Source organism: Pyxidicoccus sp. MSG2 (assembly GCF_026626705.1).
In the GTDB taxonomy this organism is placed as follows: Bacteria; Myxococcota; Myxococcia; order Myxococcales; family Myxococcaceae; genus Myxococcus.
This window is the reverse complement of sequence record NZ_JAPNKC010000001.1, coordinates 10,882,833-10,901,348: the sequence shown is the minus strand read 5'-3', so window position 1 is coordinate 10,901,348 and position 18,516 is coordinate 10,882,833. Positions and strand designations below refer to the sequence as shown.

Annotated in this window: 19 protein-coding genes and 1 riboswitch; of the genes, 5 read left to right on the top strand and 14 right to left on the bottom strand. The window is 70.5% G+C overall.

Annotated elements, in window-relative coordinates:
* Nucleotides 1-9 precede the first annotated feature (9 nt).
* Nucleotides 10-1,407, bottom strand: coding sequence for a dihydrolipoyl dehydrogenase (lpdA, locus tag OV427_RS42255; RefSeq protein WP_267861898.1), 1,398 nt, complete (start codon nt 1,405-1,407; stop codon nt 10-12).
* 80 nt (nt 1,408-1,487) lie between these two features.
* On the opposite strand from lpdA, the gene OV427_RS42250 reads away from it, so the two are divergent.
* Nucleotides 1,488-2,657, top strand: coding sequence for a hypothetical protein (locus OV427_RS42250; RefSeq protein WP_267861897.1), 1,170 nt, complete (start codon nt 1,488-1,490; stop codon nt 2,655-2,657).
* A 21-nt stretch (nt 2,658-2,678) separates the two neighbouring features.
* Here OV427_RS42250 and OV427_RS42245 read toward each other — a convergent pair whose 3' ends face one another.
* The 11 genes from OV427_RS42245 to hisG form a co-directional block, all read right to left on the bottom strand.
* Nucleotides 2,679-3,128 carry a DofB protein gene (locus OV427_RS42245; protein ID WP_267861896.1) on the bottom strand — a complete coding sequence of 150 codons (450 nt, stop codon included), beginning with the start codon at nt 3,126-3,128 and terminating at the stop codon, nt 2,679-2,681.
* A gap of 283 nt (nt 3,129-3,411) precedes the next feature.
* Nucleotides 3,412-3,801: a histone H1 gene (locus OV427_RS42240; protein WP_267861895.1), complete on the bottom strand. Its 390-nt coding sequence runs from the start codon at nt 3,799-3,801 to the stop codon at nt 3,412-3,414.
* 89 nt (nt 3,802-3,890) lie between these two features.
* Complete coding sequence (gene hisIE, locus OV427_RS42235) at nt 3,891-4,508, bottom strand: bifunctional phosphoribosyl-AMP cyclohydrolase/phosphoribosyl-ATP diphosphatase HisIE (protein ID WP_267861894.1); 618 nt, start codon at nt 4,506-4,508, stop codon at nt 3,891-3,893.
* Entirely contained in the window at nt 4,505-5,287 is a 783-nt protein-coding gene (gene hisN / locus OV427_RS42230; RefSeq protein ID WP_267861893.1) for a histidinol-phosphatase, read from the bottom strand. Before hisN ends, hisIE begins: the two co-directional genes overlap by 4 nt.
* Nucleotides 5,284-6,048, bottom strand: coding sequence for an imidazole glycerol phosphate synthase subunit HisF (gene hisF, locus OV427_RS42225; RefSeq protein ID WP_420718327.1), 765 nt, complete (start codon nt 6,046-6,048; stop codon nt 5,284-5,286). Before hisF ends, hisN begins: the two co-directional genes overlap by 4 nt.
* Nucleotides 6,045-6,581, bottom strand: coding sequence for an imidazoleglycerol-phosphate dehydratase (locus OV427_RS42220; protein ID WP_267861891.1), 537 nt, complete (start codon nt 6,579-6,581; stop codon nt 6,045-6,047). The genes hisF and OV427_RS42220 overlap by 4 nt, the downstream gene beginning before the upstream one ends.
* Entirely contained in the window at nt 6,578-7,294 is a 717-nt protein-coding gene (locus OV427_RS42215) for a 1-(5-phosphoribosyl)-5-[(5-phosphoribosylamino)methylideneamino] imidazole-4-carboxamide isomerase (protein ID WP_267861890.1), read from the bottom strand. Before OV427_RS42215 ends, OV427_RS42220 begins: the two co-directional genes overlap by 4 nt.
* Nucleotides 7,291-7,884 (bottom strand): imidazole glycerol phosphate synthase subunit HisH, encoded by a 594-nt coding sequence (hisH, locus tag OV427_RS42210; protein WP_267861889.1) that lies wholly within the window; start codon nt 7,882-7,884, stop codon nt 7,291-7,293. Before hisH ends, OV427_RS42215 begins: the two co-directional genes overlap by 4 nt.
* Nucleotides 7,881-8,921: a pyridoxal phosphate-dependent aminotransferase gene (locus OV427_RS42205; RefSeq protein WP_267861888.1), complete on the bottom strand. Its 1,041-nt coding sequence runs from the start codon at nt 8,919-8,921 to the stop codon at nt 7,881-7,883. The genes hisH and OV427_RS42205 overlap by 4 nt, the downstream gene beginning before the upstream one ends.
* Entirely contained in the window at nt 8,918-10,228 is a 1,311-nt protein-coding gene (gene hisD, locus OV427_RS42200; protein ID WP_267861887.1) for a histidinol dehydrogenase, read from the bottom strand. Before hisD ends, OV427_RS42205 begins: the two co-directional genes overlap by 4 nt.
* Entirely contained in the window at nt 10,228-11,088 is an 861-nt protein-coding gene (gene hisG, locus OV427_RS42195) for an ATP phosphoribosyltransferase (protein WP_267861886.1), read from the bottom strand. The genes hisD and hisG overlap by 1 nt, the downstream gene beginning before the upstream one ends.
* A gap of 300 nt (nt 11,089-11,388) precedes the next feature.
* Here hisG and thiO point away from each other — a divergent pair, with 300 nt between their 5' ends.
* From thiO to moaA, 3 genes are all read left to right on the top strand, one after another.
* Nucleotides 11,389-12,552 (top strand): glycine oxidase ThiO, encoded by a 1,164-nt coding sequence (gene thiO / locus OV427_RS42190; protein WP_267861885.1) that lies wholly within the window; start codon nt 11,389-11,391, stop codon nt 12,550-12,552.
* Between the two features lie 208 nt (nt 12,553-12,760).
* Nucleotides 12,761-13,999 (top strand): HD domain-containing phosphohydrolase, encoded by a 1,239-nt coding sequence (locus OV427_RS42185; protein WP_267861884.1) that lies wholly within the window; start codon nt 12,761-12,763, stop codon nt 13,997-13,999.
* 67 nt (nt 14,000-14,066) lie between these two features.
* Nucleotides 14,067-15,086: a GTP 3',8-cyclase MoaA gene (moaA, locus tag OV427_RS42180; protein WP_267861883.1), complete on the top strand. Its 1,020-nt coding sequence runs from the start codon at nt 14,067-14,069 to the stop codon at nt 15,084-15,086.
* A gap of 100 nt (nt 15,087-15,186) precedes the next feature.
* Here moaA and OV427_RS42175 read toward each other — a convergent pair whose 3' ends face one another.
* Nucleotides 15,187-15,576 (bottom strand): DUF4870 domain-containing protein, encoded by a 390-nt coding sequence (locus OV427_RS42175; RefSeq protein ID WP_267861882.1) that lies wholly within the window; start codon nt 15,574-15,576, stop codon nt 15,187-15,189.
* A 140-nt stretch (nt 15,577-15,716) separates the two neighbouring features.
* Nucleotides 15,717-17,591: a phosphomethylpyrimidine synthase ThiC gene (gene thiC, locus OV427_RS42170; RefSeq protein WP_267861881.1), complete on the bottom strand. Its 1,875-nt coding sequence runs from the start codon at nt 17,589-17,591 to the stop codon at nt 15,717-15,719.
* Between the two features lie 40 nt (nt 17,592-17,631).
* A riboswitch (TPP riboswitch) is annotated at nt 17,632-17,741 on the bottom strand.
* Between the two features lie 223 nt (nt 17,742-17,964).
* Between thiC and OV427_RS42165 the strand changes: the two genes are divergently transcribed.
* Nucleotides 17,965-18,396 (top strand): CBS domain-containing protein, encoded by a 432-nt coding sequence (locus tag OV427_RS42165; RefSeq protein ID WP_267861880.1) that lies wholly within the window; start codon nt 17,965-17,967, stop codon nt 18,394-18,396.
* Nucleotides 18,397-18,516 lie beyond the last annotated feature (120 nt).

Here is an 18,516-nt window from a genome sequence, read left to right as displayed (position 1 = left end):
GGCGCCCGACTAGAAGTGGCGCGGGTGACCCAGCGTGGCCTCGGCGCCCTCGTGCATGATCTCCGAGAGCGTGGGGTGCGCGTGGATGGTGTTCGCCAGCTCCTCGGTGGTGATCTCCAGCTTCAGCGCGACGCACGCCTCGGCCAGCAGCTCGGTGGCGTGCGGGCCGATGAGGTGCACACCGAGCACCTCGTCGTACTTCTTGTCGGAGATGACCTTGATCATGCCGATCGACTCGTTGGAGATGGCCGACTTCGTCACCGCGCCGAAGGGGGCGATGGTGAACTTCACGTCGTAGCCGCGCTCCTTCGCCTTCTTCTCCGTCAGGCCCACCGAGGCGACCTCGGGGTAGCAATACGTGGCGGACGGGGTGAGGTCGTAGTTGATGGGCTGCGGGTTCTTCCCGGCGATGTGCTCCACCGCCACCACGCACTCGGCGCTGGCCATGTGCGCGAGCATCGGCGTGGGGATGACGTCGCCCACCGCGTACACGTTGGGCTCCGTGGTGCGCATCATCGTGTCGACCTTGATGAAGCCGCGCTCGGGCTTGATGCTCGTCAGGTTCAGGCCCACATCCTCGGTGACGGGCGCACGGCCCACCGCGGACAGGAGGATTTCGGCCTCGAGCGTCTTCGTCTCGTTGCCGACCTTCATGGTGACGCGCACGCCGTCCGCGGTGTGCTCCACCTTCTCCACCGCCGAGCCGGTGTGCACGTCGATGCCGCGGCGCTTGAAGAGCTTCTCCAGCTCCTTGGAGATGTCCGCGTCCTCAATCGGCAGCAGCGCGGGCATGTACTCGACAATCGAGGTCTTGCTGCCCACGTGGTTGAACACGGAGGCGAACTCGCAGCCCACCGCGCCGGCGCCCAGGACGATGATGCTCTTGGGGATGTGGTCGATCTCCAGGATGGAGTCGCTGTTCATCACCCGCTTGTGGTCCACGGGAACGTTGGGCAGGGACTTGGGCACCGAGCCGGTGGCGATGATGATGTTCTTCGCCTCCAGCACCTGCTTGGAGCCGTCCTCGGCGGTGACCTCCACCTTGCCCTTGCCGGCAATGCGGCCATGGCCCTTGACCACGGTCACCTTGTTCTTCTTCATCAAGAAGTCGATGCCACCCGCGCCCTTGGTGACGACCTTGTTCTTGTGCTTCATCGCGTTCGCCCAGTTGATGGTCGGGCTGGAAACGTCGATGCCGAAGTCGGCCGCCTCCTTGACGTGGTGGAACAGCTCCGCGGTCCACAGGAGGGACTTGGTGGGGATGCAGCCACGGTGGAGGCAGGTGCCGCCCAGCCGCTTGTCCCTCTCGATGATGGCCGTCTTCAGCCCGAGCTGACCCGCTCGGATGGCACCCACGTAGCCACCAGGGCCCGAACCGATGATCACCACGTCGAACGTCTCAGCCACGCACGCCTCCGTAACTATTGCGGATGGAACCCGGGGGGGCTGATAACCCCCGGTCCCGGTTGGAATCAAGGAGTTTGCTCGTGCGCCGTTTCCCCGTCCGAACGCTTCTGCTGATGCTGCTGGCGCTGGCCGCTTTTGGCCGCCTCTACTGGGTGACGCACCGGGATGTGTCGCCCGGTGACCAACCGAAGGAGCACACCCGGCGTGACGCGGCCGGCAAAGTCCCGCCCGCCGCCTCCCCCACCCCGGGCCTCCCGGTGCCCTCTCCCGAGTGCCGCACCCTGGAGCGCGCCCTCGACGGCGCCCTGCGGGCCCCCCAGGACGCCAAGGCCCAAGACGAGGCCCGCCAGAAGCTGGACGCCTGCCCCGCGCTCCCGGACCGGGCCTGCGAGCTCGGCGGTGCGCTGGCCGTGCGGGCGCCCTTCGCCGCAGGCGAATCGGCGCCCTTGAGGGGGCTGCTCGCTTCGCTCTGTGAGCGCTGCCCGCCCGCCGCCAACGTCTGTGCCCAGAGCGTGGGCCAGGCGCTGCTGGAGGGTGCCGTGGGCCGGGTGCCCGACGCGACGGCGCTGGCGGAGTTGCGCTGGAACGTGGCTCACGCCGGACAGGAGGGCACGAAGGCGGCCTGTGACTCGCTCGTCCGGCTGGGGCTCGCGCCGGCCGCCCAGTCCGATACCCCGGTCAACGACGCGGTGCGGACGCTCGTGTCGGAGCTGGCGCCCGCGTGCGCGAAGGCCGGGCTGCTGCCGGACGGGGTGCTGCGGGCCGCCGCCGCGCAGCAGGGGCTCCAGGCGGCGCCGAAGCTGGTGGCACTCGTCACCGCCTCCACTGTCGAGACGAAGGCCGTGCAACCAGACCAGGTGACGGGCACGGAGCCCGGGCGGCAGGCCTTCGACGGGGACGTGAATACCGGCGTCGTCGTGAGCAATGCCGCGCCCGACAAGCGGTGGGCCGCGGACGGGGCCCTGCGCGCGGGCTATGCCCCCGAGCTGAAGCACCTCGCGTCCCTGCGGATCCGCGCCACCGGGCCGGGCTCGCTGCGGGCCATCGTCCGGACCCCCTCGGGGGTGGGGTTGAAGGATCCCGAAGGAGGCTTCTCCTTCGTCAACCCCACCGTGTGCCACTTCCGTGGCACGGGCCAGTGGGAGGACTGCAAGCCCACGGTGCCGCTGCTCGACGTGGACGCGGTGAGCGTCCTCCCGGAGCGAGCGGGCGTGGAGGTGAAGGAGCTGGAGGTCATCGGCGCGCGATAGGTGCCAGCGCCGGAGGGCCTCTCAGCCCAGGAGGCCCTTCTCCTTCGCCATGGTGAAGATGGGCGTCGCGTCCTTCTTCAGCACCGCGCTGACGTCCTTGACGATGGACTCACCGGACTTGGCCACCGACAGGAAGTTGTCGAAGGTGCGCGTGAGGATGAGCACGCCGGAGATGATGACGCGCTGGAGGTTGTGCTGCAGGTCCGTGCCCTCGTAGATGAGCCACGCCTGCTCCACGCAGGTGCGGCGGGCGTCGAGGAGGAACTGGTTGAGCACCGCGCGCTCCTGCGCGTCCGGCACCTTCGACTTGGGGCTCACCGAGCCCACGTAGATGAGGTTCGCGCCCAGCCGCTTGGCCGCATCCTGCATCTGCGCCAGGATCGTCGTGACGTCCTCCTTCGTCGGAGGATTCGGCCAGCGGGTGAAGATGACGCGGTCGATGATTTCAGCCTTGTAGGTGGGGCCGTTCACGATGCCTCCGGTGAGGCGGACGGTTTGCAAGCGCCCGCCCGGCGATCTCCACTCCGCCGTGCGCTCGAATGTGTAGCAGGAACACTCCTCTCGTTGAAGAGAGTGAGCACCTACCCTGATCCACATTGCGTGGCAGCCACGCTGTCGCGCTGCAGTCCTGGCGGACAAAACCGTCCGGGTCGAGGGTGACACTGCCCCTGATCGCCCTCCATGACTCGGGAAGGCTTGAAAGTCCCGGCCCCCGGCTGTGGGAACGGCGGCGCCCGTGGGGCGCCTGATCCACTCAGCTCTGGCTGGCCGTCGGCGGCGGCTCCGCCGGCATCCCCACGTCGGCGGGGGCGGGCATCGTGGGCGCGGGCGCCGGCATGCGGGCCCCGCGCACGCTCTTCTTCGCGGCGGCGCGGCGCGGGCGTTTGCCGGCTGCACGCGCGGCGGTGCCCGGGCTCTTCGAGCCACCCTGCTTGCGCGCGCCCGTCTTCTTCGCGGCCGGCACCTTCTTCGCCGCTGCCTTCTTCGCCGGCGCCTTCTTCGCTGACGCCCTCTTCGCCGGCGCCTTCTTCGCGGCGCGCTTTGCCTGGGGTGCCTTTCGCGCGGACTTCGCCGCCTTCTTCGCCATGGGCTTCGCCTGTTTCTTCGCCGAGGACCTCACCTGCTTCTTCGCCTTCGCGGCCATGCGTGACTTCCTCCTTGCGTGTGCAGTTATGCACGCTCGGTGCAAATGGCCACTGTCCTCGCGACGGAGTCCACGCGCGCGCCGCTGCTTCAGCGCGCGGCGCGGCGGGCGAGGACGGCCTTCACCTCTTCCAGTGTGAGGCCCAGCGGCTTCACCGCGACGAGCACGTGGTAGAGCACGTCCGCCGCCTCCTCCACCGCGCGCTCCTTGTCGCCATCCGCGCACGCCGTCACCAGCTCCGCGGCCTCCTCGCCAATCTTCTTCAAGCGCAGGTTCCGGTCGTCCAGGAGCCGGCGCGTGTAGCTCGGCTTCTCGCCCTCGGGGGGCGCCTGGGTGGCGCGCCGGGCGATGGTGGCGTCCAGCGCGGCGAGCGCGTCCCACCGGCCGGGACCGAAGCAGGTCTCCTCGCCCGTGTGGCAGGCGGGACCGGCCTTCTCCACCCGGGCCAGCACCGCGTCCCCGTCGCAGTCCGCGCTGAGCGACACCACGCGCTGCACGTTCCCGCTGGTGGCGCCCTTGTGCCACAGGCCCCGCGTGCGCGAGCGGTAGTGCATCTCGCGGGTGGCCAGCGTGCGTTCGAGCGCCTCGCGGTCCGCGTGCGCCACCATCAGCACGTCCCCGGTGCTCGCGTCCTGCGCCACCACCGTCACCAGCCCCCCGCCCTTGGCGAAGTCGAGCCGGTTCAAATCCAGCGTCACCGCCGTCATCGCACCACCTCCGTCGCGCCCAGCCGCTCGCGCACCACGCGCGCCAGGGCGCCATTGGTCGCGATGCAGTTGCCGCCGAAGGAGGTCTGCCGGCCCGTCCAGTCGGTGAAGACGCCGCCCGCCTCCTCGATGATGGGCTGCAGCGCCGCCGCGTCCCAGGCCGACAGCACCTCGTCCACCATCACCTCCGCCCTGCCCGTGGCCACGAGCAGGTAGCCGTAGCAGTCACCCCAGGTGCGGTCCATGGCCGCCTCCTTCGCCAGGGCGCGCCAGGCCTCGCCCCGCTCCGGGTGCACGAGGAAGCGCTCGTCGGTGGACAGCACCACGGCGTTGGACAGCTCCGCCTGGCGGGAGACGCGCGTCGGCTTGTCATTCCAGAAACAGCCCTGCCCCGGGGCGGCCACGAGCAATTCGCCCACCGCCGGGAAGTACGCGGCGCCCGCGAGGATGCGCTCGCCCTTGGCCACCGCCACCAGCGTGCCCCACAGCGGCACGCCACGGATGAACGTCTTCGTGCCGTCGATGGGGTCCAGAATCCACCGGCGCTCCGCGCCCGGCCGCGTCTCGCCGAACTCCTCTCCGAGGATGCCGTCGTCCGGGAAGCGGGCCGAAATCCAGTCGCGGGCCGCCTGCTCGGCCGTCCGGTCCGCCACCGTCACCGGCGTGCCGTCCGACTTGGTGTCCACCGCGATGCCGCCACGGAAGAAGCCGAGCGCCACGTCCCCGGCCTTCCGCGCCACGTCCGCCGCCGCCTGCATCAGTGCCTGTCTGTCGTTCATGTCCCGCTCCGGATGTGCAGGCCGCCCTCTCGGAGCAGCGACTTGATGGCGCCCACCGTGGTGACGCCGTCGTGGAGGATGCCGGCCACCAGCGCCGCGTCCGCGCCGCCCTGCTTCAGCGCGTCCCGTACGTGCGCCGCGTTGCCCGCCCCGCCCGACGCGATGACGGGCACGTCCACCGCGTCCGCCACCGCGCGCGTCAATTCCAGGTCATAGCCGGTGCGCGCTCCATCCCGGTCGATGCTGGTGAGCAGCACCTCCCCTGCCCCGCGCGACACGCACTCGCGGGCCCAGGCCACCGCGTCCAGGTCCGTGGGCTTCCGGCCGCCATGGGTATAGACGCGCCAGCGCCCGTCTTCCCTCTTGGCGTCGATGCTCGCCACCACGCACTGCGCGCCGAAGCGCTCCGCGCACGCCGTCAGCACCGCGGGGTTGGCCACCGCCGCCGAGTTGATGCTCACCTTGTCCGCGCCCGCGCGCAGGGCCCGGCCCACGTCGTCCGCCGTGCGCACACCGCCGCCGACGGTGAGCGGAATGAACAGTCGTTCCGCGGTACGCTGCACCAAATCCCAGAGGGTGCCGCGCTCCTCCGCGCTCGCGGAGATGTCCAGGAAGGTCACCTCGTCCGCGCCCTCCTGCTCGTAACGCTTCGCCAATTCCACGGGGTCGCCCACGTCGCGCAGGCCCTCGAACTGGACGCCCTTCACCACACGCCCGCCCTTCACATCCAGGCAGACGATGAGTCGCCGGGTGAGCATCACTTCACCTCCAGGGCCACGGAGCCCTTCATGCTGAACACCGTGCCCGAGTCCACCATGGCGTCTCGCAGTGCCAGACCCAGCGCCTTGAAGGCGGCCTCCGTCGCGTGGTGGCTGTCCTTGCCGCGCAGCACGCGCAGGTGCAGCGTCACCTTCGCGTGCTCGCTGAACGAGCGCATCCAGTGCTCGTAGAGCCGGTTCTTCAGCGGGCCCTGGTAGTAGAAGCGCCCGCCCGCATCCAGGCACGCCTGCACCAGCGCGTCGTCCATGGGGATGGTCCGCTCCGCGAAGCGCGCCGCGGTGGCGGGAATCACCTTCTGCACCGCCGTGCCCAGCGTAATCGCCACGTCCTCCATGACGTGGTGGGTGAGGTCGCCCCGCGCGTGCAGCTTCAAGTCGAGGCCCGCGTAGCGCGCGAAGGTGGCCAGCATGTGGTCGAAGAACTTCAGGCCCGTGTCCACCTGGGTGACGCCCTTGCCGAGCGCCAGCTCCACCTGGATCTTCGTCTCCTTCGTCTCCCGAATGACGGTGGTCATCCCGCGAACTCCTGCGCGACCGCGCGCGCGTCCAGTCTGCCCGTGTACAGCGCCATGCCGATGACCGCCCCGTACGCCCCCGCCGCCGCCAGCGCCCTCAGGTCCTCCAACGTCGTCACCCCGCCCGAGGCGTAGAGCCGGTGGCGACTGGTTCGCGCCACCTCCTGCATCAGCGGCAGGTCCACGCCCGACAGTTGCCCTTCCTTGTGCACCGCCGTCACCAGCAGCCCGGCCAGCGGCAGCGGCTCCAGCGCGGCGAGCACGTCGCGGATGTCCCGTGCGCTGCCCGCCGTCCACCCGCGCGTCACCACCTCGCGGTCCTTCACGTCCGCCGCCACCACCACCCGGCCCGGGTAGCGGCCCGCGACTTCTGACAGCCACGCGGTGTCTTCAATGGCCCGCGTGCCCACCACGACGGACGACGCGCCCCCTTCGAGCAAGGCCTCCGCCCGGTCCGAGTTGCGCACGCCGCCGCCCACCGTGAAGGTGAGGCCGCGCTCGTACGACGTCAGCCGGAAGATGGCGTCCGCGTTGGAGCCCTTCCCCAGCGCCGCGTCCAGGTCCACCACGTGGAAGGTGCTGAAGCCGTGGCCGCGCCACTGCCTCAGCGCGTCCAGCGGGTCGTTCACCCGGACCTTCTCCGCGTCGTACGAGCCGCCCACCAACTGCACGCACGCGCCCTCGCGCAGGTCGATTGCGGGAATGGCAATCACGGTGCCACCTCCTGGAGGAAGGCCTGCACGAACCGCACACCCGACGCGGAGGACTTCTCCGGGTGGAACTGCACGCCCACCACCTTCCCCCTGCGCACCGCCGCGGGGAAGCGGTCCTCCTCGTGTGTCGTCCACCCGGTGACGACGGACAGGTCCGTCGCTCGGCAGACGAAGCTGTGCGCGTAGTACACGGTGTCCAGCTTCGCGCTGGCCAGCGTGCGGTCGTCCTCCACGGTGTTCCAGCCAATCTCCGGCACGCGCCGCGAGGCCAGCCGCGTCACCTTCCCGGAGAAGTAGCCCAGGCCGGTGCCCGCGCCCTCCTCGCTGCTGTCGAAGAGCAATTGCATGCCCAGGCAGATGCCCAGGCACGGCAGTCCACGCTCCAGCGCGTCACGCATGGCCTGACGCCCCGGCTCCAGCCGCGCCGCCGACGCGCCGAAGGCCCCCACGCCCGGCAGCACCAGCACGTCCGTGTCCAGCGCGCGCACCGGGTCCTCCTGCACGCGCACCTCCGTGCCCTCCACCGTGGCCAGCGCCTTGGCCAGCGAGTGCAGGTTGCCCGCTCCGTAGTCGAACAGGGTGACTCTCATCGCAGTGACTCCCGCAGCGCCGCCAGCGCCGTCTCCAAGAGGGGCCAGGGTCCACTGCCAATCCGGAGCGCGTCCCCCACCCCGGTCAGCCCCTGGAAGGCCCGCACATTCACGTCCCGCTCCCGCATCCGCTCCGCCACCCTCGCCGCGCCCGGCAGCGGCACCATCAGGAAGTTGGCCTCCGACGGCAACGGGCGCAGGCCCAGTTGCACCAGTTCGCCTCTCAGCCGCTCGCGGTTGGCCACCGCCTCCTGTGCCCGAGCCGTCACCCACTCCCGGTCCTCGGTGAGCACGGCGGTGGCCATGACCTCCGACAGCGCGGTGAGCATGTACGGGCCCCGGGCCTTCTCCACCTCGGCCACCAGCGCGGGGGCGCCCACGGCCCAGCCCACGCGCATGCCCGCCAGGCCGTAGGCCTTGGAGAACGTCCGCGTCACCAGCACGTTGCGCCGCGTGCGCGCCAGGTCCAGGAAGCCCGGCCCCGACGCGAACTCCACGTAGGCCTCGTCGATGATGACGAGGCCAGGCGCCCGCTCCACCACCCGCTCCACCGCCGCGCGCGACAGCGCCGTGCCGGTGGGGTTGTTGGGCGAGCACAGGTAGATGACCTTCGCGCCCGTCGCCACGAGCGCGTCCGCGTCCACGTCGAAGTCCGCGCGCAGCGGCACCGGCGCGGCCTTCACCCCGTTCATCTTCGAGTACAGCGGCACCATGACGAAGGTGGGGTCCTGGAAGGCGAGCACGTCGCCCGGCTCCAGGAACGCGCGGATGGCGCTGTCGATGATGCCGTCCGAGCCGCAGCCCGTCGCCACCGCTTCCGGCGCCACCCCTGCATACGCGGCCACCGCGCGGCGCAGGTCCGGCGAGTAGCCCGCGGGGTAGCCCGACACGGCACGCAGCGACGCCTCGCGCAGCACGCGCACCGCCGAGGGCGGCGTACCGAAGAGGTTGGTGTTGTCGCTCAGGTCCACGCGGCACGGCTTCTTCGCCGGCGCGTAGAGGGGAATGTCCCGGTACGAGGCGCGAGTGGGAATCACGGGCGCCTCCAGGCCCGCGCCGCGTCCGCGTGGGCGAAGAGGCCCTCGCTGTCCGCGAGGACACCCACGTCCTCCGCCAGGGCCGCCGCCGCCGGAGCGTCCACGCGCTGCCACGTGGTCCACCGGTAGAAGTCCAGCAGGTTCAGCCCCGAGTACGCCCGCGCCAGCCCCGCCGTGGGCAACACGTGGTTGGAGCCCGTCATGTAGTCGCCGTAGGCCACCGACGAGCGCTCGCCCAGGAAGACGGTGCCCGCGTTGCGCACGCGCGACAGGTCGGACTGCGGCGACGCGGTGGCGAGCAGCAGGTGCTCCGGCGCGAAGTCACCCGCGAAGGGCCACGCTTCCTCCAGAGACGCCACGCTCAGCACCGCGCCTCGCGAGCCCAGCGCCGAGGTGACGATTTCCCAGCGCCTCGCTCCCTGCGCCAGCCGCTCCACCGCCCGGGCGATGGCGTCCGCGTGGACCTCGCCCACCGCCAGCGTCACGCACGCGGCCTCCGGGTCGTGCTCGGCCTGGGCCAGCATCTCCCGCGCCACCGCGTCCGGGCTCGACGTGCCGTCCGCAATCACCAGGATTTCGCTGGGCCCGGCCGGCGCCTCAATCGCCACCGCGCCCACCACCTGGAGCTTCGCCTCGGCCACGTACGCGTTGCCCGGTCCGACGATGCGGTCCACGCGGGGCACGCTCTCCGTCCCGTAGGCCAGGGCCGCCACCGCGCCCGCGCCGCCCAGCGCGAAGACGCGGTCCGCGCCCGCCAGAGCCGCCGCGCCCATCACACTGACGTGGGGCAGCCCGTCCGGCCCCGGCGGCGAGCAGACGATGACCTCGCCCACGCCCGCCACCTTCGCCGGCACCACGCCCATCAGCACGCTGCTGGGGTACACCGCCCGGCCCCCCGGCGCGTACACCCCCACGCGCCCCAGCGGGTCCGGCCGCCGCCCCACCCACACGCCGGGCTCCGTCTCGATTTCGACGGCGCGCGGCTTCTGCGCCTCGTGCGCCCGGGCGATGTTCCGCGCCGCTCGGGTCAGCGCGTCGCGCACGGAGGAGTCCAACGAGGCCAGTGCCTGCTCGCAGCGCTCGCGCGGCACCTCCAGCGACTTCAGCTCCACTCGGTCGAACTGGCGCGCCAGCTCGAAGAGCGCCCGGTCGCCATCGTCTCGCACGCGGGCGATGAGCTCGCTGACTCGCGAGGCCACGCGCGCATCGGAGCCGCCTGCCCTGTTCAGCAGCCGACGGCGGTCCTCCGCGGACAGGGCGGACAGCGGACCGCGATACCTGAGGATGGAAGAAGTGAGGGAGTCCATCACGCCATCAACCTCTCGATGCGGGTGACGAGGATGCCCTCGCAGCCCAGGGCCTTGAGCGCGTTGACGGTGCGGTAGATGGTCTTCGACGGCACCACCGCGTGCACCGCCACGAAGTTGCCGCCGTTCAGCACGTCCACCACCGTGGGGCCGTTGAGGCCCGGCAGCACCTCGCGCACCTGCTGGAGCGCCGTCTTCGGCACGTTCGCCATGAGGTAGCGCTTGCCCCGCGCCGCCAGCACCGAGCCCAGCGCCAGCTTCAATTCCTCCAGCTTGCGCTGCGCCTCCGGGACGTTGGACCTGCAGGCCACCAGCCGCGCGCTGGACTCCAGCACCGTGGCCACCTCGCGCAGCCCGTTCATCTTCAGCGTGGAGCCGGTGGACGTCAGGTCCACCACGATGTCCGCGATGCCCAGGTGGGGGGCAATCTCCGCCGCGCCCGACACCGGCACCACCGTCACCTTCTGCCCGCGCTTCTCGAAGAAGGCCTGCGTCAGCCTGGGGAAGCACGACGCCACCCGGCTCCCGCTCCTCACGTCGTCCGCGCTGGTGAGCCCGCTCTCCTCGCGGGCGGCCACCACCAGGCGGCACTTCCCGAACTCCAGGTCCATCAGCAGCTCCAGCTCGCGCCCGGCCTCGTTGACCAGGTCCCAGCCGGTGACACCCGCGTGCGCCGCGCCGTCGGCGACGAACTCGGGGATGTCCTGCGCGCGGACGAAGATGGCTTCGAACTCGCCGCCCAGTGACGCGGTGAGGGCGCGCTCACCCCGGGCCTTCACTTCCAGGCCCGCGTCGTTGAACAGCTCACGCACCTCTTCGGAGAGACGACCTTTGTTGGGAAGGGCAATCTTCAGCAGCATGGGTGGGCCTTCGGGGACTGCGGGGGGAAGGGGTGCGCGGAAACGAAAAAAGGCCCGTCCTGGGGGGGACGGGCCTTCGTCGCTGCGGCTTGTGCCGGGTGGGTGGCGCTTAGCGGTTCACCCAGGCATGCGCATGGCGATCGAACCCGTCCGGGCCGAGCCGATGGTGCGCATGGTGGTGATGGAACGCGGAAAGCACGGCCCTATCAGTAAACACAATGCCCCCCGCCGTCAACCTGCCCTCGCGGGAGCCCGCCGTCATGCTTGCAAACCCGGGAGTGGACGAGCAGGAAGCACGCCATGCGAGTGTCGAACGTCGTCATCGTGGGGGGCGGCATCATGGGCTGCGGCATCGCCCTGCGCCTCCGGCAGTCGGGCGTGCGCGTCACCGTGCTGGAGCGCTCCATTCCCGGCGCGGAGGCCTCGAGCGCAGCCGCGGGCATCCTCGCCCCGCAGATGGAATCCGACGGGCCCGGCCCCTTCCTGGAGCTGTGCCTGCGCAGCCGGGGCCTCTACCCCGCCTTCGCCTCCGAGCTGCGCGAGCTGACCGGCGTGGACGTGGCCTACCGGCCCTGCGGCGTCCTCAAGGTGGCCTTCAGCGAGGAGGATCTGCACCACCTGGATGCCACGGTGGCGTGGCAGCGCGGAATGGGCCTGCGCGCGGAGCTGCTGGACGGCACGGCCGCACGCGCCCTGGAGCCCCGCCTGTCGCCCAAGGCGCTGGCCGCCGCGCACTTCCCCGATGACCACCAGGTCGACAACCGGCTGCTGGTGCGCGCCCTCTCCATGGCCGCCGCCCGCGTGGGCGCGGAGTTCCGCGGCGGCTACGTGCGCGGCGTGGTGCACGAGCAGGGCCGCGCGGTGGGCGTGGACCTGGACGGCGAGGTGCTGCGCGCGGACGCCGTCGTGCTGGCGGCGGGCTCGTGGTCCGCGCTGGTGCAGGGCGCCGGCGTGGAGCCGAAGGCGGTACGGCCGGCGCGCGGGCAGATGGTGCAATTGCAGACGCGGTTACCGGTGCTGGACCGCGTCCTCACCTCGGAGAAGGGCTACCTCGTGCCGCGCGCGGATGGGCGCGTCATCGCAGGCAGCACCATGGAGCTGGTCGGCTTCGACAAGCAGGTGACGGCGGCGGGGCTGGCCCGCATCCTCGACATGGCGCTGGAGCTGTGCCCCGAGCTGGCCTCCGCGCCCGTGACGGACTCGTGGGCCGGCTTCCGCCCGTGGACGGAGGACCGCAACCCCTACCTCGGCGAGGGCCCCGTGCCCGGCCTCTTCCTCGCCACCGGCCACTTCCGCAACGGCATCCTCCTGGCGCCCATCACCGCGAAGCTCATCACCCAGGCGGTGCTCGGGGAGAAGTCCACCATGGACCTGACGCCCTTCCGGTACGACCGGCCCCCGGTACCGGGCGCGCGCGCAACCCGGGACGTCGGGGTGACGCCACCCCCTTTCCCGGGGCGGTGAGCCCTCCCGGTGGACAGCCAGGCAGACAACCGCCACGAGGGGTTTTCAGAGGGAAAACACGCCTGGATTCGAGCCTGGCCGCCCCCACCTCCACCGGCCGGGGCCCTCCCTCCCTGTCCACTGGAGGATCAACCGCCAACCCGGGAAGGGTGGTAATTTCGCGCACTCGTTCGCCATTGAAACCCGGAAACCTCTAGAATCGACCGCCGTGGAAGCCATCCCTCCTGCCCCACCCAGAATCCTCATCGTCGATGATGACGACTCCGTCCGAGACGTCATCTCCGTCCTCCTTCGGGAGGAGGGCTACAACTGCGTCGTCGCGAGTGGTGCCGAGATGGCGCTGGATGTCGCGAGCGAGGAGGACACTCCGCTCGTCATCAGCGACATGAAGATGCCGGGCAAGGACGGCCTGTGGCTCCTGGAGAACCTGCGCGAGCGGCTCCCGGACACATCCGTCATCATGCTCACCGGCTACGGCGACACCGAGTCCGCCGTGGACTGCCTGCGTCGCGGCGCGGTGGACTACCTCCTCAAGCCGCCGAAGCTGACGGACCTCATCCGTGCGATTGAGCGCGCGCTCGCCAAGCGCCGCATCGAGATGGCCCGCAAGCGCTACCAGAAGAAGCTGGAGCGCAAGGTGCGCGACAGGACGGCGGAGCTGCGGCTCGCCCTGCGCGACATCGCCAACACCTACCAGAACACGCTGCTGGCGCTGGTGGCCGCCCTCGACGCGCGCGAGCACGAGACGAGCGACCACTCGCAGCGCGTGGTCAGCTACACGTCCGCCATCGCCCAGCGCATGGGCATCCAGAGCAAAGAACTGGAGGAGATTGGCCGCGGCGCGCTCCTGCACGACATCGGCAAGATTGGCGTGCCGGACGCGGTGCTCCTCAAGCCGGGCAAGCTGACGCCGGACGAGTGGATGGAGATGCGGAAGCATCCCGAAATCGGCTTCCAGATGATCCAGGCCATCCCCTTCCTGGACACGCCCGCCTCCATCGTCCTCTCGCACCAGGAGCGCTGGGACGGCGCCGGCTACCCGCGCAACCTGCAGCGGCACGAAATCCACATCGGCGCGCGCATCTTCGCCGTGGCGGACACGCTGGACGCGATGACGAGCGACCGGCCGTACCGCAAGGGCACGTCGTTCGCCAACGCCATCCAGGAAATCCGCCGCTGCGCCAACACGCAGTTCGACCCGGAAGTGGTGCGCGCGTTCCTCGACATCGGCGAGGAGGGTCTCATCCGCATCAAGGAGGAGATGGCGCTCAAGAAGCTCCAGCTCCCCGTTGCGGAGGCGGAGGCCACCGAGGCCGAGGCCGAGCTGGCCCGCCTCACCGACCTGGACGACGACAACGACGCTCCCATCCGGTCCTCCTCCTCGTCGGAGAGCACCGAGGGCAAGGACCCCGTCGTCAAGCGCTCGGCGACCGGCACGGAGGGTTGACTCGCGGAAGTCCCCGCGGGACGGAGATGACCGGCCCGGGGGTGGCTGTTAAGAGGACAGGCGCCCCGTGACGACTCCCGCCCTACAGCCCCGCCCGGACCCGCTCGCCCCGCCCCTGCTGGACGCGCAGGGGCGCCGCATGACGTACCTGCGGCTGAGCGTCACGGACCGGTGCAACTTCCGCTGCACCTACTGCTCGCCCGCATCGTGGGGCGGCAAGAAGGACCTGCTCACCGCGCAGGAGTTCGAGCGCATCGCCTCCGTCTTCGCGAGCATGGGCATCCGCCGCGTGCGCCTCACCGGCGGCGAGCCGCTCATCCGCCCGGACATCGTGGAGGTATCCAGGCGCATCGCCGCGCTGCCCGGCATCCAGCACGTGGCCATCACCACCAACGCCAGCCACCTGGCGGACCTGGCCGTGCCGCTGCGCGAGGCCGGTGTCACCCAGCTCAACATCAGCCTGGACACCCTCTCGCCGGAGACGTTCCGCCGCATCTCCAAGCAGGGCGACTTCGACGCGATCCTCCGCGGCATCGACGCTGCTGCGGCGGCGGGCTACGCGTCGCTGAAGCTCAACGTCGTGGTGATGCGCGGCGTGAATGACGGCGAGGCCGCCGCGCTGGTGGCGTACGCACACGCGCGTGGCCTCACCCCGCGCTTCATCGAGCTGATGCCCTTCGGCCAGGGCCAGCCGGTGCCCACCGCGGAGCTCGTCGAGCGGCTCCAGGCCACGGGCCTGTCGCTGGAGCCCGAGCCCGAGGAGAAGGGCGACGCCGCGGCCTCCCTCACCTCCGGCCCCGCGCGCTACTGGCGCACCCCGGCGGGACGCGTGGGCTTCATCTCCCCGCTCACCCAGAACTTCTGCGGCGGGTGCAACCGCGTGCGCGTGGCATCCAATGGCGACTTGCGAAGCTGCCTGGGCGGGCGCGCGCAGGCCCCGCTGCACCAGCTCATCCGGGGCGGCGCCACCGACGCGGAGCTGGCGGTGGCCATCCGCCGCGCCCTCGGTGACAAGCCGGACGGGCACCGCTTCACCGAGCCCGGCAACGGCGCCACGCTGCTGACCATGATGGGCATCGGCGGCTGACGGGCCGCACTCCAGAAACACGAAGGGCGGGCCCGCGCACTCGCGCATGGCCCGCCCGTGCACTCCAGGCCCTCGCGACGAGGGCCTGAAGCGGTGCCGCCTACTTCACCAGCCGGATGTTGACCGGGTACTTGTAGAGCAGCCCCTCGTTCGCCTTCAGGCCCGCGATGATGGAGAAGACCAGCGCGGCGATGCCGACGACGGGCAGCAGGATGAACCCGATGCCGATGCAGATGGTGATGGAGCTGACGACGGCGGCGATGAAGACGGTGATCTGGAAGTTCAGCGACTCCACCGAGTGGGCGTGGACGAAGGAGGACTCCTTCCCCTTGGTCAGCATGAGCACCAGCGGCACCGCGAAGCCCAGACCCACGAAGTTGGCCAGGATGGTGCCCATGTGGGCCAGCAGGGCCATCGTCTTCTCGTCCTGGGTCGGCATCGGCGAACCGCTGATGTACGAACCCATCTGCTCCTTGGGCGGAGTCTCCATGAACGTTCCCCTCCAGATATCTGGGGCGCGAATAGCGCGCCCTTGCGCACCTACCATGACATGCACCCGTTCCGATTGTCACGTCTCGGACAGGTGATCTGACGGGTCGTCCTCCGCGCCTTCCGGCCCGGGCCCGGGTCTCAGCGATACAACTGGCCGCCGGCCTTCTTGAATTCCTCGCTCTTCTCCTCGAGGCCCGTCTTCAGCGCGGTGTCCTCGGAGAGGCCCTGCTTCTCCGCGTAGTCACGCACGTCCTGCGTGATCTTCATGGAGCAGAACTGGGGGCCGCACATGGAGCAGAAGTGCGCCACCTTGGCGCCCTCGGCGGGCAGCGTCTCGTCGTGGAAGGCGCGGGCGCGCTCGGGGTCCAACGAGAGGTTGAACTGGTCCTCCCAGCGGAACTCGAAGCGGGCCTTGGACAGCGCGTTGTCGCGCGCCTGGGCGCCCGGGTGGCCCTTGGCCAGGTCCGCGGCGTGGGCGGCGATCTTGTAGGTGATCACGCCCTCCTTCACGTCATCCCGGTCGGGCAGGCCCAGGTGCTCCTTGGGCGTCACGTAGCAGAGCATCGCCGTGCCGAACCAGCCAATCATCGCGGCGCCGATGCCGCTGGTGAAGTGGTCGTATCCCGGCGCGATGTCCGTGGTGAGGGGCCCCAGCGTGTAGAAGGGCGCCTCGCCGCACACCGCGAGCTGCTTCGTCATGTTCTCCTGGATGAGGTGCATGGGCACGTGGCCTGGGCCCTCGATCATCGTCTGCACGTCGTGCTTCCAGGCGACCTTCGTCAGCTCGCCCAGCGTCTCCAGTTCGCCGAACTGGGCCGCGTCGTTGGCGTCGGCGATGGAGCCCGGCCGCAGCCCGTCACCGAGGCTGAAGCTGACGTCGTACGCCTTCATGATCTCGCAGATGTCCTCGAAGTGCGTGTAGAGGAAGTTCTCCTTGTGGTGGGCGAGGCACCACTTGGCCATGATGGAGCCGCCGCGGCTGACGATGCCGGTGAGGCGCTTCGCGGTCCACGGCACGTAGCGCAGCAGCACGCCGGCGTGGATGGTGAAGTAGTCCACGCCCTGCTCCGCCTGCTCGATGAGCGTGTCGCGGAACAGCTCCCAGGTGAGGTCCTCCGCCTTGCCGCCCACCTTCTCCAGCGCCTGGTAGATGGGCACCGTGCCGATGGGCACCGGGGCGTTGCGGAGAATCCACTCGCGCGTCTCGTGGATGTTGCGGCCGGTGGACAGGTCCATCACCGTGTCCGCGCCCCAGCGGATGGACCAGACCATCTTCTCGACTTCCTCTTCGATGGAGGAGGAGACGGCCGAGTTGCCGATGTTGGCGTTGATCTTCACCAGGAAGTTGCGGCCGATGATCATCGGCTCCAGCTCCGGGTGGTTGATGTTGGCGGGGATGATGGCGCGGCCGCGGGCCACCTCGTCGCGCACGAACTCGGGCGCAATCGTGCGCGGGATGGAGGCGCCCCAGGAGTGGCCCGGGTGCTGGGCGGAGAGCGCGGCCTCCACCTTGAGGTTCTCCCGGATGGCGACGTACTCCATCTCCGGGGTGATGACGCCGCGCCGGGCGTAGTGCAATTGGGAGACGTTGCCGCCCTTCTTCGCCACGCGGGGCTTGCGGCGGTGGCCGAAGCGCAGGCCGTTGAGCCGCGGGTCCGCCTCGCGTACGCGGCCGTACTCGGAGCTGATGCCGGGCAGTTCCTCCGTGTCGCCGCGGCCCAGGATCCAGGACTCGCGCACCGAGGGCAGGCCCTGGCGCACGTCGATGGTCGCCGACGGGTCCGTGTACGGGCCGCTGGAGTCATAGACATGGATGGGCGGGTTGGACGTCTCCTTCCCGTCCGGCCCGTGGCCATGGCGCGTGGGCGTCTGGCTGATTTCCCGCAGGGGGACGCGCAGGTCCGGGTGCAGCGCGCCGGACACGTACACCTTGCGCGAGGCTGGCAGCGCGCCCCGGCTGATTCCCTCCAACACCTTCCCGTCGACCTTCAGGCTCTTGGACGCTCCGCTCATCTCGCATCTCCTCGGCGGCGGATGGCGAGCGGGCGAGGGGCAGGGCCCCAGGCCGCTTCCCTCCGCCGGAATGACCCGGTTCAGGTTCAAAGGGTTGGCCGCTGACCGCGACCGTCTCAGCCCCTTCCAGGGGCACCCCTAGCGACAGGGTGAGCACTTAGCGCACAGGACGGCGGCCTTCAACCGCCCTCCAGGCGGGGGCCGAAAGCCGGCACCGGACATTGCGGCGCAAAGGCTGCGGGTGAGCAGGGGCCCGCGCAATCCTTGCGCGCGCCGGGAGCGGGAAACACCGTTTCCCTGGAGCACTGCCCGCTGGCCCCGGACCTGCAATGGGTACCGCCCGTCAGAGGAACCACGAACCCGGAGAGCCGCCATGCAGATTGTCGGAGAGCTGATGACCCGTGATGTGGTCACCCTCAAGGAGACCCAGAACCTGGCCAAGGCGGACGAGCTGCTCCGCCTCCACCGCATCCGGCACCTGCCGGTGCTGCGGCAGGGCAAGCTGGTGGGGCTCGTCACCCACCGTGACCTGCTGCGCGCGGCCGCCGTGCACACCACCGACCCGGCGGCCCAGCCGCTGTGGGCCGCGGATGTCATGACGCGCGACGTGGACACGGTCCGCGCGGACACGCCGCTGAAGGACGCCGTGGCGCTGATGCTCCGGCACAAGTACGGCTGCCTCCCGGTGGTGGATGCCAACGGCGGCCTGCTGGGTATCCTCACGGAGGCGGACCTGGTGCGGTACGCGCAGTACCTCATCGCGGAGCGGGACCGGCACGAGATGGCCGCCGAGTTCGGCGCCTGAAGTCCCCTGCCCGCTCCGTCCCGGGGGCGGGCGTGCCGTGCATTCCGGCTGGAGCCGACATGGCGGGGACCGACCCGGCCCATGGCCGCTCCGGCGTGCCCGACGTGGTTGCCGCTTCGT